The following is a 16050-nucleotide window of genomic DNA, read 5'->3' as shown; positions in this document are numbered from 1 at the left end:
AATTTAGTTTTGAACTAAACTATCTAGTATATATCTTTCCAAGTCTTTTCTTGGAATTTCATTTTTCATAGCTTTATGAAAAATCTCTTCTATTTTATATCTATACTCATCATAAGGAAAATATGGAAAATGAATCATCCAAGCTTTTCTTATAACTCTATTTGCCATTTTGTCTTTTATCCAAATTCTAAAGAAATTGAACCAAATAAAAATTATCGCAGTAAAGATAATAGAAACCACAATAGAAGCATGTGCATCAATTTTTTCAAAAATAGTATGTGCCAATAAAGATAAAGGTATCACAGGAATCGCAACAATCAAAATATATACGATGTATGCTTTTCCAATACTAAGTCTAAATCCTAATTTTGCAGCATCCACATGCATTTTTTCATTATGCTGAACATTTGCCACTAATAAATCTTTTAATAAAACAGGTTGCTTAGAAACACTAAAACAAAAATTCAAAATTTTATCTAACAAGTTTTTTCCTATTTTTTATATATTCTGCTCATTTTACCCAAATTTTACTAATAGCAATTTAAATTATTTGCTTATGAAAAAAGATTTACAAAAATCATTGAGATAGCACAAAGTATAAGAATAAGTCCCATAATAATATTTAATACTCTCAATTTAAAATCTGTATCAAAGAATCTAGTAACTTTACTTCCTAAAACTCCCCAAAATGACAAGGATAAATAACAAACAAAAAAATAAATAATGACAAAAATAGTAAATAATTCAGATGATGAATACATAGAAACCACAGAGATACAAGCTATCCAAGCCTTAGGATTTAGCCATTGAAGTAAAAATCCCTCATGAAATCTCAAGTTTATTTTATCATTTTTATTTACTTCCAAACTTGGCTTTGAACTTAGAATCTTTATCCCTAAATATATAATAAATGAAAAACCAAAAATCTCTACATATAATAAAATATCTGGATAGGTATTTATTATCTTTGATAATCCAAGCCCAATACATATTAATAAAAGAATAAAGCCAATAGTTGCCCCTGAGATAAAACTAAAAGTTCTTGCAAATCCATTGTTTATACTTGAAGTTATAATCATCATATTTACAGGACCCGGAGAAATTGACATCACTAAAGCAAAAGAGAACATTGTCAAAAAAATTGTAAAACTCATATATTTTCCTAAATAAAATTTAGAAGAAGTATATATTTTTTTTAAAATAACTTATTGTACAAAATTGAGTTTGTATTCCATTGGAGTTGTTGCAACTATTTTTACAAAGTTTTTATGAAAATGACTTTGGTCAAAAAATCCACACTCTAAGGCAGTATCAACAATTGAGTAACCATCTTGAAGAAATTGTTTTGATTTATTTATTTTAACATTTATTAAATATGCTCTGGGTGTAAGATTCATATTGGATTTAAATAGTCTGATAATATAAAAAAGATTTAAATCAAAATATTTAGCCAAATCATCTAAACTAATATTTTCTTTATAGTTATCATTCATATAATTTATAATCGATTCAAACTTTTCATCCACTATTGGGGATTGGTTTTCTTCTAAAAAAAGTGAAAAAAACTTTATAAAAAAGTTTATCAAAGCATCTTCTTTATCCACAATTGAGTGTTCTTCAAATAAATACCCACATAAAAATAGATATTCATCATAAAAAGATTCATCTTCTAATATATGTGTTGGCACATTTATATAAGTTGTAATCTTTTCATCAATAAGCTTCTGAATATCTCTGCACCAAGAAGTGTCTAAATGCATCATATAATATTCATTTAAAATTTCACTACTTGCATTACAAGAGTGCACTTCATGTGGATTCATTATGCTTAATTTATTTTTAGTTAAATTATATGATTTATCACTATTTGTATATATACTTTCTCCTTTCTTATTTACACCTAAAGAAAAACTATCATGAAAGTGCTTTTTATAATGAAGATTTGAGTTAGAGTATCGCAGTTCTAAAAAAGGAAGATTTTTGTTTTTAAATGTTTTTGTAAATATTTTTTTCATATGTAATTATATACAAATGCATAAATAAATATATTAATTTGATATAATATTTTATGAAATATTTATGGCTTATTATTTTTATTACTATTTTAATTTGGTCAGGAATTAATCCCAAAGACCAATTTACTTGGTTTTTAGAGGTCTTTCCAGCTATTATTGGATTTATAATACTTGCCTATACATACAAATCTTTTAAATTGACATCCCTTACTTATACTCTTATTCTTATTCATTGTATTATTTTAATGGTAGGTGGTCACTATACTTATGCAGAAGTTCCTTTATTTGATACTATTAAAGAAGTCCTAAATCAAAGTAGAAATAACTATGACAAAGTAGGACATTTTGCCCAAGGTTTTATTCCCGCAATAATTGCAAGGGAAATACTTATAAGAAAAAATATAATTATTTTTCCAAAATGGAGAAACTTCTTTATTATCTGTTTCTGTCTAGCATTTTCAGCATTTTATGAACTAATAGAGTGGTTCGTAGCAATATTTAGTGGAGAAGATGCCACCGCATTTTTAGGAACACAAGGATACATTTGGGATACTCAAAGTGATATGGGCTTTGCTCTTTTAGGAAGTATTCTTTCCCTAATTTTACTTAGTAAATATCATGATAAACAATTAAATAAAAAAATATGAATATACTAGATACAGTTGAGGATATTATTCACCATAAAAATGGAATTATCTTTCAAATAAATCAAATTGAAGAATGTCTCTTAATATTAAAATCTATTTCTGATGATATGGAAAAATTAAACTCAAGTAAATTCTCAAATTATTTCGCATTTACAGAAAAGCTGTTGATTGAAAAGATACTTCTTTCTTTAAGTAAAATTTATGATCAGTATGATAGTAAAAAAGAGAATAAAGTAAGAAGTATAAAGCAACTAATTAAACTTCTTAATAATGCCCCTAATATAAACTTTTACTTTTTTAGCAATGGTAGATATAATAAAAATTTCTTAAAAAACTTGAGTTTAGATAAAATTAAATCAAACCAAGCTCTTGTAAACTTAATTAAAAAAGAAAATCCCCTTGGGAAAAAAAAGATTAGGGATAAAATCACTGAATTAAGAAATAAATACTTAGCGCATAATGAACAACACTATAAAATTTCAGATGATAAAAATTTATCTTGGGGTGAATTTTATGAGCTTCTTTATTTTGCGCAAGATTGCATTCATACAATAAGTTCTTTATGTCTTAACAAATCATGTTATATAAATGATGAATTTATTAAATTATATTCTATTGAAAGAACAGGTTATTGTTTTAATAATATTAAAGAATTAATTAAAAAAGAATAGTCAATTTTGGTTTAGTTCAAGGCGGAGTTGTAAATTTATGAAGGAGCTTACTAGAAGTAAGTAAGTTTATAAATTTACAACTCCAACGCAGAAGTCAGCCAAAAGTGGCTATTCCTTTTTCATGATGTACATTGAATTTACTATTAAAGTTAATAAAATAATACTCCCACCTATAAAAGTATAAGAACTTGGTACTTCATTTAAAACCATCCACACCCAAATAGGTCCCATAACTGTTTCAATAATCATTAGAAGACTTACTTCACTCGCATTTATAAATTTTGTTCCACTAAATATTAAAACCCTTGAAAAGGGAGTGATAATTAAACCCATGATTGCTACTACGAAAAGATTATAAAAGTCAATACTAATTGTATCACTTGCGAAATAAGCTATTATAGCCAAAGATACTCCTGTGACTGCAGTTAGTGCTACACGGTTTATTCTAGTATATTTTGACATTAAAACAAACGATAAAGAAAAAGTCATTGTGCATAAAATAGCTAAAAGATTACCCTTTAAATTACCTACTCCTACCTTATCATTAAAAATTATAAAAAGACCAATAAATAAAAAGAATGAAGCAATAAGAACATTCAATTTTATTTTTTCCTTATAAAATAAATATGCAAAGAAAGATGTAAATAAAGCCCCTGTTCCTATGATAAGAACAACATTTGCAGCAGTTGTACTTTTTATCGCCCAAATAAAGAAAATATTTGCACTACCCATTAATATTCCGCATAAAAGAAAGATATAAAAAGATGTCTTCGTAACCTCTCTTATGATATCTCTTTGTTTTATTAATAATGTTGCCATCATTGCTATAAACATAAATATTCCAAGATAGAAAGAAAATGTAAAAGGTGAAATACTAGTTAGTTTTATAAATAAAGATTCAAAACTCATTAGTAAAACGCCCAAAGCGGTTATTGTTATACCTTTTGTGTTGTTATTCATATATTCTCGATATTGATTTAATTTTAAATTACTAAAAAATCGTTGTAGTGAAGGGAATTTTGTTCAAGGTCAAGACGGTATTTAAAATTTTTGGAGAAGCTTACAGTTTAGTAAGTGAGTCTGAAAATTTTAAATACCAACGCAGAGATTAGATAAAAATACCCGTACTACAACAATTTTTATATGTTGTAATAGTTGGCTTTATTGTGTGGCACTACTATGGCACATGTACTTTGCTCTGGATCTATTTGAAAAGTCTCACTTAATGTTATTCCAAACTCTTCTGGTTTTAGTAAATCAAAGATATCCCTACTTTGTTCTAAATCAGGGCACGCTGCATAACCAGGAGAATACCTACAACCGACATATTGTTTCATTTGAACATCATATAAAGTATGTCCCTCTTTTGGTACGATATCAAGATCAAGTCTTACTTGTTTGTGAATTACCTCAGCTAAAGCTTCTGCAAGTTCAACACCTAATCCATGAATTTGATGATATTTTGAGAACTCACTGTTTTGATATAATTCACTCTCATAAGAAGTTATTTTTAACCCTGAACTAGCAAGTGTAAAAGCAACCACATCTAATCTATCATTTGCAAAAAAGTCAGCTATACATCTGTATGGTGCTTTTGTTTGTCTTGGAAATTCAAACACTTTTATGGCTTTTTCTAATGGTGGTACATTTTGTGCCTCTTTTAAACTATTAAAAGCATACTCATTATCAAAGATATAAAGCTTATTATCATGGGAAATACAAGGGTAATATCCATAAATAGCTATTGGGTCAAAGATATCTTTTTCAAAAAACTCTTCTTTATATTTTTCATAAAGTGGTTTTACTACATCTTCCTCATGGGCTAAGAACTCATCAGCTTTCATTGCACCTTTTTTATATCCCCATCTTTGTCTAAACAGAACCCTATGATTTATCCAAGAAAAAATCAAATCTTTATTTAATAATGTTTTATTTTGAGTAACTCTTCCCCAAAGTGGTGGGAAGGTAAACTCAGCTTTTGGAGGTAATTCTATCTCTTCATAAGGAGGAATTATTACCTCTTTTTTCTCTTTTTTAATATCATCTTCATCTTTTACCAAATCAGCTGCAAGTTTTGTATTCAAAGAATCACCTGATTCTATTCTTTGCATAGATACAACTCCATCAAAGGCATCTCTACAATAAAAGATTGGTCCTTCGTATAAAGGTCTACAATACTCATTTACAAAAGATTTTGTTAGTGCTGCTCCACCTAAAAGTACAGGAATATCAATACCTTGTCTTTTAAGTTCTTCAAGATTTTCTTTCATCACAGCAGTTGATTTTACAAGTAATCCACTCATACCAATTGCTTGTGCTTTATGTTCTTGAACTGCTATTATAAAGTCATTGATATCAGCTTTTATTCCTATGTTTATTACTTTAAATCCATTGTTACTTAAAATAATATCAACTAAATTTTTACCCACATCATGAACATCACCTTTTACTGTTCCAATTACAAGAACCGTTTCACTAGCTTTTTCTTCTTTTGGTAAATATGGATTAAGAGCATCTACTGTTGCTTTCATAGTCTCTGCACTTTGAAGTACAAATGGCAATTGCATTTGACCAGAACCAAAAAGTTCTCCAATGATTTTCATTCCATCAATTAGCCACTCATTTACTATCATTTCTGGTTTTATAGTGTGTCTTAATTCATCAACCAAAGGAATAAGTCTATCTTTGTCACCATCTAATAAAAGTTTTTTAACTTTATCTATTGGTTCCATTTTTAAATACTCTTCATCACTTTGATCTTCTTGGGCTTCTACATTTGAAAAGTGATCAATAAATTTAAATAAAGGGTCACCATTTTCTTGATTATTAAAAATCAAATTATCACAAGCTAGTCTATCTTCTTCTGTAATTTTATTTAGTGGTAATATATGTTTTACATTTACAATAGCACTTGTAAGTCCAGCTTTTACACAATGATCTAAATAAATAGAGTTTAGATAAACCCTAGCTTTTATATCAAGTCCAAAAGAGATATTTGAAAGCCCTAAAGTAGTTCCCACTTCTGGATGAAGTATTTGAAACTCTCTAATCGCTTCCATAGTTTCAACACCAGCTGTTCTATACTCATCATCTCCAGAACCAATAGTAAATGTAAGCATATCAAAAACTAAATCTTCAGGATTAAAGCCATGTCTATTTACACATAAATCATAAATACGCTGCGCAATTCTGATTTTGTCTTCTTTAGTTTTTGCCATTCCAACTTCATCAATAACTAAACAAACAAGAGCAGCTCCAAATTTTTTAGCCAATTTACAAACAGCATCAAACTTTTCTTCTCCATCTTCAAGGTTTACAGAGTTGATTATACATCTTCCACCTATTTGTTTAAGTGCAGCTTCTAAAGCTTTTATTTGAGTAGAATCGGGCATCAAAGGAAGTGAAACTTTTTGTGAGTAAAGTTCAACCACTTTATCCATATCTCCTGTTTCATCTCGTCCAGCAAATCCAACACTTACATCAATAATATGTGCACCTGCTCGCACTTGTTGTTGTCCAACAGAAAGTGTTCCTTCGTAGTTATTATCTTTTAATAAATCCCTAAAAGCTTTTGAACCAGTTGCATTACTTCGCTCCCCTATTAATAAAGGAGCTGGATCTTGTTTTAATGGAACTGTATTAAACAGTGATGCTAAAGAAGCTTTCAAAAATCCACTTGGTGCTTTTGGTTTTGTTCCTCTGACTTTATTAGCCAAGGCTTCTATATGTTCAGGAGTTGTTCCACAACAACCACCTAAAAATGAGACTCCATTTACTTCTAAAAAACTATTTTGCAGTTCAGTGAACTCATCTGGTCCCATTGGATAAAATGAAACTCCACCTTTATTTTGAGGAAGTCCTGCATTTGCATGAACAGAAATTGGGAATTTACAAACTTCACTTAATGTTTTTACATGTTTGTGAACTTGTTTTGGTCCTGTTCCACAGTTAAATCCCAAAGATAAAATATTAAAAGGATTCAAAATAGCAGCTATTGTCATAGCATCTGTTCCTATTAACATAGTTCCAGATAACTCAATAGTTACAGATACCATCACAGGGATTTCAGGATGTGTATCAGTAAGTGCATGAAGTGCTGCTTTTATTTGAAGTGGATCTTGACAAGTTTCAAGTAAATATATGTCACATCCGCCATCAGCTAATCCATTTGCTACTTCTTTATACCCTTCATACATCTCATCATATCTAATATGTCCTAATGATGGAAGCTTAGTCCCTGGTCCAATTGAACCTAAACAGAATCTTGGCTCATCTTCTGTTTCATACTTTTTACAAGATTTTTTTACAAGTTCGGCACCTAGTTTAGATAATTCATAGGCTTTTGAAGAGATTCCATATTCATCAAGTACCCAAGGCATAGTTCCAAAAGTATTTGTTGAAATTAAGTTTGCCCCTGCTTTTGCATAAGCATCATGAATTCCTTCTAAAACTTCAGGTGCTGTTTCATTTAGAAGTTCATTACACCCCTCTAAATCTTGGTCCTCATACTTCCATGCTTCAGGTTTAATTTCTGCATTTTGTAATTGAGTCCCCATTGCTCCATCGATAATCAGTACTTTATTTTTTATAATTTCATTTATTGTATTTTTCATTATATTTTCTATCTCTTATTAATTTTAATATCTTATTTTAAGTTTTTACTCTACTAAAAACTTTGTTAAAAGCCTGTTAATTTTTAGCTTTTTGTGCTATCAATCTTATCACACTAGCTTCGCCTTGGTGACCAGTTCCTTCTTCTAAATGTGTAATTACTTCTTCTAATTTATGGATTTTTAATTCTTTTATATTAGATTTAAAATCATCTATACTATAAAGTAATTCTAAGTCTTTTGGTCCACCACTATTTCTTTCAATTTGCCTTTTTGAAAAAACCTCACATACAAAAAATCCCTCTTCTTCTAGTGAGCTTTCTATCTTTTTAATCAAAATTTTTAACTCATCAATCTTTAAATGCAAAAAAGAGAATAATATGACCCCATATTTTTTAGAAGCTTGCCAATCATTTATATCCAAACAATTTGTTTTTATCTCTACATCTTCTATTTTACTTTGTTCAAAAAGTTTATTTAAACCAATATCTGAAGCATCTATTGCCTCAACAACAAAGCCCTCTTTGGCAAGAAAGATTGCATTTCTTCCCTCTCCTTCACCTAGACACAATACAGTTTGACTCTTCTTAAAATTCGCAGAAGCATCTTTTATAAATTGATTTGGATTAGTTCCATATAAATACCCATCTCTTGAAAATTTTTTATTCCATAATTCTTGTTGATTCATTATATTCTCGTTAATATAAATTTTTTAAACCGTATTTAAACATAAATAAACTTATTAAATATTATAGATATTTTTTATACTAATAGATTCACTTTTATTTAATCAAAACTTCGATAGACTATTTATCAAAATTTATAATAGGAAAAATCAGATGACAGAAGCAAAATACATCTGGATGGATGGGAAGTTTGTTGATTGGAATGATGCAAAAGTTCATGTATTAAGCCACACTTTACACTATGGAAATGGTGCAATTGAAGGTACAAAGGCATATAAAACTTATGATGGTAGATGTGCTATTTTCAAATTAAAAGAACATACAAAAAGATTATTAAACTCTTCAAAAATGACACTATTAGATGTACCATTTACGGAAGATGAATTAAATAAAGCGCAAATTGAATTATTACAAAAAAATGAATTAACTGAAGGTGCATATATTAGACCTTTAGTTTATTTGGGTTATGGAGTTATGGGACTTTATCATAAAGAAGCTCCTGTAAATGTATCTATTTCTGCTTGGGAATGGGGTGCTTATTTAGGTGAAGAAGGTCTTAAAAAAGGTGTTAGAGTTAAAATAACATCAATGACAAGAACTCCAAATACTTCAGGTATGGGAAAAGCAAAAGCCGTTGCTAATTATCTAAACTCTCAAATGGCAAAATATGAAGCTGTTGAAGCTGGATATGATGAAGCACTTTTAAGAGATGACCAAGGTTATATTGCTGAGGCATCTGGGGCTTGTTTCTTTATTGTAAGAGATGGTGTAATTATTACTCCTCCAAATGATACTTCTTTAGAATCTATTACACAAGCAACAGTTATTGACTTAGCGCAAGATTTAGGTTATAAAGTAGAAAGAAGAAGAATCACAAGAGAAGAGATATATATTGCTGATGAAGCATTCTTTACAGGAACTGCTGTTGAAGTAACACCTATTAGAGAAGTAGATGCAAGAATTATAGGAGCTGGTGAAAGAGGTCCTATAACTGAAAAACTTCAAAGTGGATATTTTGACATCGTTCAAGGTAAAAACGAAAAGTATGCTAAACATTTAACATACATTAACTAAGTAGAATTTTCTACTTAGTTGAAATACAAAAGATAAAACATAGTAGTTTTATCTTTTGTGTTTCATAAAAATGGAGCAGAAAAATTTAAAAATATTTAAGGATATTAATGCCAATAGATAATGATTATTTTAAAAATAGACAACAAAACAAAAACAGCGGTGGGGGCTCTAATGGAGGAGGATATCAACCTCCTTTTGAGCCACCTGAATTCTTTAAAAACTTTGGTAAAAAAGCAGGTTTCATTTATGCAATTATAATTGTAATAATAATGTTATTTGTATTTAGACCTTTTGTAATTATTGAATCAGGTCAAGTAGGTATTAAAGTAACTGCAGGTAAATATGAAAGTATTCCTTTGAATCCAGGTTTTCATCTTTATCTTCCTGTCGTTCAAAAAGTTATCGTAATAGATACAAAAGTTAGACTTATTAACTATTCAAGTGTTGAACAAATTGGTGGTTATGATTCGGGAATTAAATTAAATCCTGCAATTAATATTCTTGATGCAAGAGGATTACCTGTATCTATAGAATTAACTGTTCAATATAAACTTACAGCTGATGGTGCACCAACTACTATTGCTAATTGGGGACTTTCATGGGAAGAAAAGATTATCAACCCAGTTGTTAGAGATATAGTTAGAAATGTTGTTGGAACATATACAGCAGAAGAATTACCAACAAAAAGAAATGAAATCGCAGTTAAAATTGAAGATGGTATAAGAGCAAATATCAATGCCTTGCCAGAGAAACCTGTTTCTTTACTATCTGTTCAGTTAAGAGAAATCGGACTTCCTCCTAAGATAAAAGAACAAATTGAAAGAGTTCAAATTGCTAATCAAGAGTCTGAAAGAGTTAAATACGAAGTTCAAAGAACTAAACAAGAAGCTCAAAAAGTAGCTGCAAAAGCTACAGGTGATGCTGAAGCTAATAGAATTGAAGCTAAAGGTAGAGCAGATGCTGTAACTATTGAAGCTAAAGCACAAGCAGCAGCAAATAAAGTTATTGCTGAATCATTAACACCAAATTTACTTAAAATGCAACAAATACAAATTCAAGGTAAATTTAATGATGCTTTAAAAGTTAATAAAGATGCAAAAATCTTCTTAACTCCTGGTGGTTCTACTCCAAATATTTGGGTAGATACTAAAGATAGAGCTATAAATTCTGCAATAAACAAATAATTTTATAAAGAGTAGTTTTCTACTCTTTATATTTGGATACCTATGTTAAATAAAATATTTATATTAATCTTTGTTCTGTTAAGCTCTATAGTTTTACTAAATGCCAAAGATCAAAAAAATAATATTGACTTAAATGATATTAAATTATTAAACCCAAACATACAAACAAAACAAAAAACAAAAAAAGATTATCAAAAAAAAGAAGATTTATTGACTAAACCAGTAAATAAAGAAGTTGATTTAACTCCAAAAAACAAAGATGAAATAGAAATAGATGGTACTGTTGATTTAAATACAGAACAAAAATCTATTGATGGTGTAAGAATTAATTTAGGCAAAAATTTTTAAGGTAAAAAGATGAAGAATATAGAAAATATTGCATGGGAAAAAATGAATGGTTTGATTCCAGTTATCACACAAGATTCAACAACAAATGAAGTTTTAATGTTAGCCTATATGGATAAAGAAGCTTTAGACTTAACTCTATCTACAAAATTTGCTCACTACTTTTCAAGAAGTAAACAACGAATTTGGAAAAAAGGTGAAGAATCTGGTCATACACAAGAAATCGCAAAAATAATGCTTGATTGTGATAATGATACAATACTAATAAAAGTTATACAAGAAGGCGTAGCTTGTCATACAGGCAGAAAATCATGCTTCTTTACTAACTTAGAAACAAATGAAATAATTAGTGATGTAGAAGTTAATACAACTAATAAATATTCTGTTTTAGATAACTTATTTCATGTTATTCAAGATAGAAAAAATGATGATCCTAAGAAATCTTATACATCTAAACTATTAAATGGCAAAGAGAACTCTATGCTTAAGAAAATTGTTGAAGAAGCAGGTGAATTTACTTTTGCAGTTAAAGATGATAATAGTGAAGAAATGATTTATGAAGCAGCAGATTTAGTTTACCACACAATGGTTGCATTAGCAAGCAAAAACATATCTCCTGATAGAATTAAACAAGAACTTGCTAGAAGATTTGGTATGTCAGGAATTGACGAAAAAAATTCAAGAAAAGAAGAGTAGTCTCTACTCTTTATTTCGTATAAAATACTTTACTACAAAACTTAATACCATAAATATTATTAACCCAATTCCTACTAGAATCCCAATTTTATCTAAATACATTTTGTATCCTTTATATAAATATCCTAATTGTATAACAAGAAAGAAAATAAATCAACTTAATATAGTGTTATAAACAAATATAAGAGCTTCTAAATAAGAAAGATAGAATAATTTAATATCAAAGTACGATATAAAGAAAAAAGCATAATAGGAGAGAATAGAATAAAAGAAATAAATTCTGATAAAAGTAATAGAAAATAATATCAAAGAATCCTGTTAGAAGAAATAAATAACAGTAAAAAAAGTGCTAAAAAAAAGCTCAGTGCTAAAAAGACTGAAAGTCTAAATAGAACTAAGCTTAAAAAAGACTCAAGAGTTGGCGACGACTTACGTTTCCACAAGGGGACCCTGCAGTATTATCAGCGATGAAGTGCTTGACTTCCGGGTTCGGAATGGAGCCGGGTATTTCCACTTCTCTATAATCACCAACAAAGTTGAGTAGTAAAAGCAATAAATGCTCTTAATACTCAACTCAATCTTGAGTATATTAATGTTAAAGTCTTTTACACACATACTCATTAAGTATGTACTTAATAAGATAGTAAACCAAGAAATATATAAAATAAGCCAAACGATCTATTAGTACTGGTCAGCTAAATGAATTACTTCACTTACACATCCAGCCTATCAACCAGCTAGTCTTGCTGGGATCTTCAGGGAAAGTTCATCTTAGAGTTGGCTTCGAGCTTAGATGCTTTCAGCTCTTATCACATCCGTACGTAGCTACCCAACGATGCTCTTGGCAGAACAATTGGTACACCAGTGGTACGTTCATCCCGGTCCTCTCGTACTAGGGACAAATCTCTTCAACTTTCCTACGCCCACGGAAGATAGGGACCGAACTGTCTCACGACGTTCTGAACCCAGCTCGCGTACCGCTTTAAATGGCGAACAGCCATACCCTTGGGACCTGCTCCAGCCCCAGGATGCGATGAGCCGACATCGAGGTGCCAAACCTCCCCGTCGATGTGAGCTCTTGGGGGAGATCAGCCTGTTATCCCCGGCGTACCTTTTATCCTTTGAGCGATGGCCCTTCCACACAGAACCACCGGATCACTATGACCGACTTTCGTCTCTGCTCGAGTTGTATCTCTTACAGTCAGGCTGGCTTATGCCATTATACTCAACAAGCGATTTCCATCCGCTTTGAGCCAACCTTTGCAAGCCTCCGTTACTTTTTAGGAGGCGACCGCCCCAGTCAAACTACCCACCAGACATTGTCCTGAACGAGGATAACTCGTCCCAGTTAGTAACTCAAATATTCAAGGGTGGTATCTCAAGGGTGGCTCCCTATGTACTTGCGTCCATAGTTCATAGCCTCCCACCTATCCTGCACATGAATATCCAAGCTACAGTGTCAAGCTGTAGTAAAGGTGCACGGGGTCTTTCCGTCTTTCCGCGGGTAGGAGGAATTTTCACCTCCACTACAATTTCACTGGATCCCTGGTTGAGACAGCTCCCATCTCGTTACGCCATTCATGCAGGTCGGTATTTAACCGACAAGGAATTTCGCTACCTTAGGACCGTTATAGTTACGGCCGCCGTTTACTCGGGCTTCAATCAAATGCTTCGCTTGCGCTGACATCATCAGTTAACCTTCGAGCACCGGGCAGGCGTCACACCTTATACATCCTCTTGCGAGTTAGCAAAGTGCTGTGTTTTTGGTAAACAGTCGGGAGGGACTCTTTGTTGCAACCTCTATCGCTTTTGAAAGCAAGTTTCTATACAATAGTAGGCACACCTTATACCGAAGATACGGTGCTAGTTTGCAGAGTTCCTTAACCAGGGTTCTTCCACGCGCCTTAGAATACTCATCCCACCCACCTGTGTCGGTTTACGGTACGGGCAACAAATAATATACTTAGTGGCTTTTCTTGGCACGACAGTATCATCGATTCTGAATTGATTCCGAAGAATCGCAACAGCCTGTAAGATCTCGGTCGAATGTATCCCGGATTTGCCTAAGATACAACCTACATCCTTCGAGCCACTATTCCATCAGTGACCTCGATTAACTCTATGCGTCCCCACATCGCGCTTATTTGTTGGTATTGAAATATTAATCAATTTGCCATCGTCTACCCCTTTCGGACTCGACTTAGGTCCCGACTAACCCTACGATGACGAGCATCGCGTAGGAAACCTTGGGTTTTCGGCGTTGAGGATTCTCACCTCAATTATCGCTACTCATGCCTGCATGCTCACTTCTATCCGCTCCAGCACTCCTCGTCGGTATACCTTCAACGCTGAATAGAACGCTCTCCTACCACTTGTACAAGTACAAGTCTAAAGCTTCGGTGTACATCTTAGCCCCGTTATATTTTCCGCGCAAAATCACTAGACCAGTGAGCTGTTACGCTTTCTTTAAAGGGTGGCTGCTTCTAAGCCAACCTCCTGGTTGTCACAGTAACTTCACATCGTTTTCCACTTAGATGTAACTTTGGGACCTTAGCTGTTAGTCTGGGTTGTTCCCCTCTCGACGGTGGATTTTATCACCCATCGCCTGACTCCTATGATTACGCATATAGTATTCGAAGTTTGATAGGGTTTGGTACCGCGGTAAGCAGCCCTAGCCCATTCAGTGCTCTACCCCTATATGTTACGACATAAGGCTATACCTAAATATATTTCGGAGAGAACCAGCTATCACGAAGTTTGATTGGCCTTTCACCCCTATCCACAAGTCATCCCGAGACTTTTCAACGTCAATGGGTTCGGTCCTCCACTGGCTCTTACACCAGCTTCAACCTGCTCATGGATAGATCACTTCGTTTCGGGTCTGCAGCATCTGACTATGTCGCCCTATTAAGACTCGCTTTCGCTACGGCTCCGTACTTGACTTAACCTTGCCAGACACCACAACTCGCAGGCTCATTATGCAAAAGGCAGTCCGTCACCCTGTTGCAAGCAACATAGGGCTCCGAATGATTGTAAGCTAATGGTTTCAGGTTCTATTTCACTCTCCTCGCTGGAGTACTTTTCACCTTTCCCTCACGGTACTTGTTCACTATCGATCTGTAAGTAGTATTTAGGATTGGAGGGTGGTCCCCCCAGATTCAGACAAAATATCACGTGTTCCGTCCTACTCAGGATACCAATAGAGCTCTCAAGAGTTTCGTATACAGGAGTTTCACCTTCTATGCTATACCTTTCCAGATATTTCTACTACTCTTTTAAGTCTCACATTATGGTCCTACAACCCCCTATGCAAGCATAGGGTTTGTCCTAATCCGCGTTCGCTCGCCGCTACTTACGGAATCTCATTTGATTTCTCTTCCTCTGGCTACTGAGATGTTTCACTTCACCAGGTTAGCTCCCCGCAGGGTAACATATATCTCTATATGCTGGGTTGTCCCATTCGGAAATCCTCGGATCAAAGCTCTTTGGCAGCTCCCCGAGGCTTATCGCAGCCTAATACGTCCTTCATCGCCTCTTACAGTCTAGGCATCCACCATTAGCCCTTAATAGCTTATAATTTGTATAACTATATCTCTATAGTTACCTTTTTTGATAATTATTCCTTGGCTACTATCTTATTAAATACAATATTTAATAAAACAGTAATTGTGTGTTTAAATTGTTTTCTATTTTGTATTAAAATAAATCTCTTTATTCTAATTCGAAAAAATTTTAAAGACTTTAACATTAAATTTTTAAATAACATTTAGGATAAATCCTAATATTAATACTTCTCTTAAGTACTAATATTAAAATTTACTAATTTGCGTTCTACTTTGGTTTTGGTGTAATGTTGGTGGAGAATAGCGGGATCGAACCGCTGACCTCCTGCGTGCAAGGCAGGCGCTCTCCCAGCTGAGCTAATTCCCCAACAAAGATTATTCAATCATGGTGGGCCTACCAGGACTTGAACCTGGGACCTCACGATTATCAGTCGAGCGCTCTAGCCAGCTGAGCTATAGGCCCATTCTTCACCTATTATTTTCAATAACCTTTACAAACCGAATATGATATTGGATATTTACCCATTGTTTTTTTATTTCTTGAGATTAGAAACGAATC

At 32.4% G+C, this 16050-nt stretch carries 12 protein-coding genes, 2 tRNA genes and 2 rRNA genes; 6 read left to right on the top strand and 10 right to left on the bottom strand.

All coding sequences use genetic code 11. From position 1 onward, the window contains the following. Positions 1 to 3: 3 nt before the first annotated feature. From LXN10_RS07975 to LXN10_RS07965, 3 genes are all read right to left on the bottom strand, one after another. A complete protein-coding gene (locus LXN10_RS07975) occupies positions 4 to 483 on the bottom strand; it encodes a hypothetical protein (RefSeq protein WP_375722527.1) in 480 nt (159 codons plus the stop codon). 71 nt (positions 484 to 554) lie between these two features. Continuing rightward, positions 555 to 1154: a LysE family translocator gene (locus LXN10_RS07970; RefSeq protein ID WP_375722526.1), complete on the bottom strand. Its 600-nt coding sequence runs from the start codon at positions 1152 to 1154 to the stop codon at positions 555 to 557. Between the two features lie 51 nt (positions 1155 to 1205). Next, a complete protein-coding gene (locus LXN10_RS07965; protein WP_375722525.1) occupies positions 1206 to 2015 on the bottom strand; it encodes an AraC family transcriptional regulator in 810 nt (269 codons plus the stop codon). Between the two features lie 53 nt (positions 2016 to 2068). Here LXN10_RS07965 and LXN10_RS07960 point away from each other — a divergent pair, with 53 nt between their 5' ends. Together LXN10_RS07960 and LXN10_RS07955 are read left to right on the top strand one after the other, a co-directional pair. After that, the gene (locus LXN10_RS07960) at positions 2069 to 2662 is read left to right on the top strand and encodes a DUF2238 domain-containing protein (protein ID WP_375722524.1); all 594 of its coding nucleotides are present in this window, start codon (positions 2069 to 2071) and stop codon (positions 2660 to 2662) included. Next, positions 2659 to 3333 carry a hypothetical protein gene (locus LXN10_RS07955; protein ID WP_375722523.1) on the top strand — a complete coding sequence of 225 codons (675 nt, stop codon included), beginning with the start codon at positions 2659 to 2661 and terminating at the stop codon, positions 3331 to 3333. Before LXN10_RS07960 ends, LXN10_RS07955 begins: the two co-directional genes overlap by 4 nt. A gap of 108 nt (positions 3334 to 3441) precedes the next feature. Here LXN10_RS07955 and LXN10_RS07950 read toward each other — a convergent pair whose 3' ends face one another. From LXN10_RS07950 to LXN10_RS07940, 3 genes are all read right to left on the bottom strand, one after another. Then, the gene (locus LXN10_RS07950) at positions 3442 to 4293 is read right to left on the bottom strand and encodes a DMT family transporter (RefSeq protein WP_375722522.1); all 852 of its coding nucleotides are present in this window, start codon (positions 4291 to 4293) and stop codon (positions 3442 to 3444) included. 179 nt (positions 4294 to 4472) lie between these two features. After that, positions 4473 to 7946 carry a methionine synthase gene (gene metH, locus LXN10_RS07945; protein ID WP_375722521.1) on the bottom strand — a complete coding sequence of 1158 codons (3474 nt, stop codon included), beginning with the start codon at positions 7944 to 7946 and terminating at the stop codon, positions 4473 to 4475. 76 nt (positions 7947 to 8022) lie between these two features. Then, positions 8023 to 8631 (bottom strand): class I SAM-dependent methyltransferase, encoded by a 609-nt coding sequence (locus LXN10_RS07940; protein WP_375722520.1) that lies wholly within the window; start codon positions 8629 to 8631, stop codon positions 8023 to 8025. A 151-nt stretch (positions 8632 to 8782) separates the two neighbouring features. Between LXN10_RS07940 and LXN10_RS07935 the strand changes: the two genes are divergently transcribed. The 4 genes from LXN10_RS07935 (at position 8783) to hisIE (ending at position 11928) form a co-directional block, all read left to right on the top strand. Next, a complete protein-coding gene (locus tag LXN10_RS07935; protein ID WP_375722519.1) occupies positions 8783 to 9703 on the top strand; it encodes a branched-chain amino acid transaminase in 921 nt (306 codons plus the stop codon). Between the two features lie 107 nt (positions 9704 to 9810). Next, on the top strand, positions 9811 to 10887 hold the full coding sequence (locus tag LXN10_RS07930; RefSeq protein ID WP_375725309.1) for a prohibitin family protein: 1077 nt from the start codon (positions 9811 to 9813) through the stop codon (positions 10885 to 10887). 42 nt (positions 10888 to 10929) lie between these two features. After that, the gene (locus LXN10_RS07925; protein WP_375725308.1) at positions 10930 to 11235 is read left to right on the top strand and encodes a hypothetical protein; all 306 of its coding nucleotides are present in this window, start codon (positions 10930 to 10932) and stop codon (positions 11233 to 11235) included. A gap of 9 nt (positions 11236 to 11244) precedes the next feature. Then, positions 11245 to 11928 carry a bifunctional phosphoribosyl-AMP cyclohydrolase/phosphoribosyl-ATP diphosphatase HisIE gene (hisIE, locus tag LXN10_RS07920; RefSeq protein WP_375725307.1) on the top strand — a complete coding sequence of 228 codons (684 nt, stop codon included), beginning with the start codon at positions 11245 to 11247 and terminating at the stop codon, positions 11926 to 11928. Between the two features lie 416 nt (positions 11929 to 12344). Here the strand turns inward: hisIE and rrf are convergent. The 4 genes from rrf to LXN10_RS07900 form a co-directional block, all read right to left on the bottom strand. Beyond that, positions 12345 to 12460 (bottom strand): 5S ribosomal RNA (rrf, locus tag LXN10_RS07915). 128 nt (positions 12461 to 12588) lie between these two features. Next, a 23S ribosomal RNA gene (locus tag LXN10_RS07910) occupies positions 12589 to 15505 on the bottom strand. 277 nt (positions 15506 to 15782) lie between these two features. Further along, positions 15783 to 15858: transfer RNA gene (locus tag LXN10_RS07905), tRNA-Ala, on the bottom strand. Positions 15859 to 15877: 19 nt separating this feature from the next. Then, a tRNA-Ile gene (locus tag LXN10_RS07900) sits at positions 15878 to 15954 on the bottom strand. Between the last annotated feature and the right edge of the window lie 96 nt (positions 15955 to 16050).

Origin of the sequence: Arcobacter iocasae, from assembly GCF_042214795.1 — a bacterium.
Taxonomy (GTDB): domain Bacteria; phylum Campylobacterota; class Campylobacteria; order Campylobacterales; family Arcobacteraceae; genus Arcobacter; species Arcobacter iocasae.
Note: the sequence above shows the minus strand (reverse complement) of the source record. Positions and strands in the feature narration are given on the sequence as shown.

Bases quoted from the DNA above. Each gene is read 5' to 3' on its own strand.
- LXN10_RS07950 (WP_375722522.1), bottom strand. From the start codon at position 4,293: ATGAATAACAACACAAAAGGTATAACAATAACCGCTTTGGGCGTTTTA.
- LXN10_RS07955 (WP_375722523.1), top strand. From the start codon at position 2,659: ATGAATATACTAGATACAGTTGAGGATATTATTCACCATAAAAATGGA.
- LXN10_RS07935 (WP_375722519.1), top strand. From the start codon at position 8,783: ATGACAGAAGCAAAATACATCTGGATGGATGGGAAGTTTGTTGATTGG.
- LXN10_RS07970 (WP_375722526.1), bottom strand. From the start codon at position 1,154: ATGAGTTTTACAATTTTTTTGACAATGTTCTCTTTTGCTTTAGTGATG.
- LXN10_RS07925 (WP_375725308.1), top strand. From the start codon at position 10,930: ATGTTAAATAAAATATTTATATTAATCTTTGTTCTGTTAAGCTCTATA.
- metH (WP_375722521.1), bottom strand. From the start codon at position 7,946: ATGAAAAATACAATAAATGAAATTATAAAAAATAAAGTACTGATTATC.
- hisIE (WP_375725307.1), top strand. From the start codon at position 11,245: ATGAAGAATATAGAAAATATTGCATGGGAAAAAATGAATGGTTTGATT.
- LXN10_RS07940 (WP_375722520.1), bottom strand. From the start codon at position 8,631: ATGAATCAACAAGAATTATGGAATAAAAAATTTTCAAGAGATGGGTAT.
- LXN10_RS07960 (WP_375722524.1), top strand. From the start codon at position 2,069: ATGAAATATTTATGGCTTATTATTTTTATTACTATTTTAATTTGGTCA.
- LXN10_RS07965 (WP_375722525.1), bottom strand. From the start codon at position 2,015: ATGAAAAAAATATTTACAAAAACATTTAAAAACAAAAATCTTCCTTTT.
- LXN10_RS07930 (WP_375725309.1), top strand. From the start codon at position 9,811: ATGCCAATAGATAATGATTATTTTAAAAATAGACAACAAAACAAAAAC.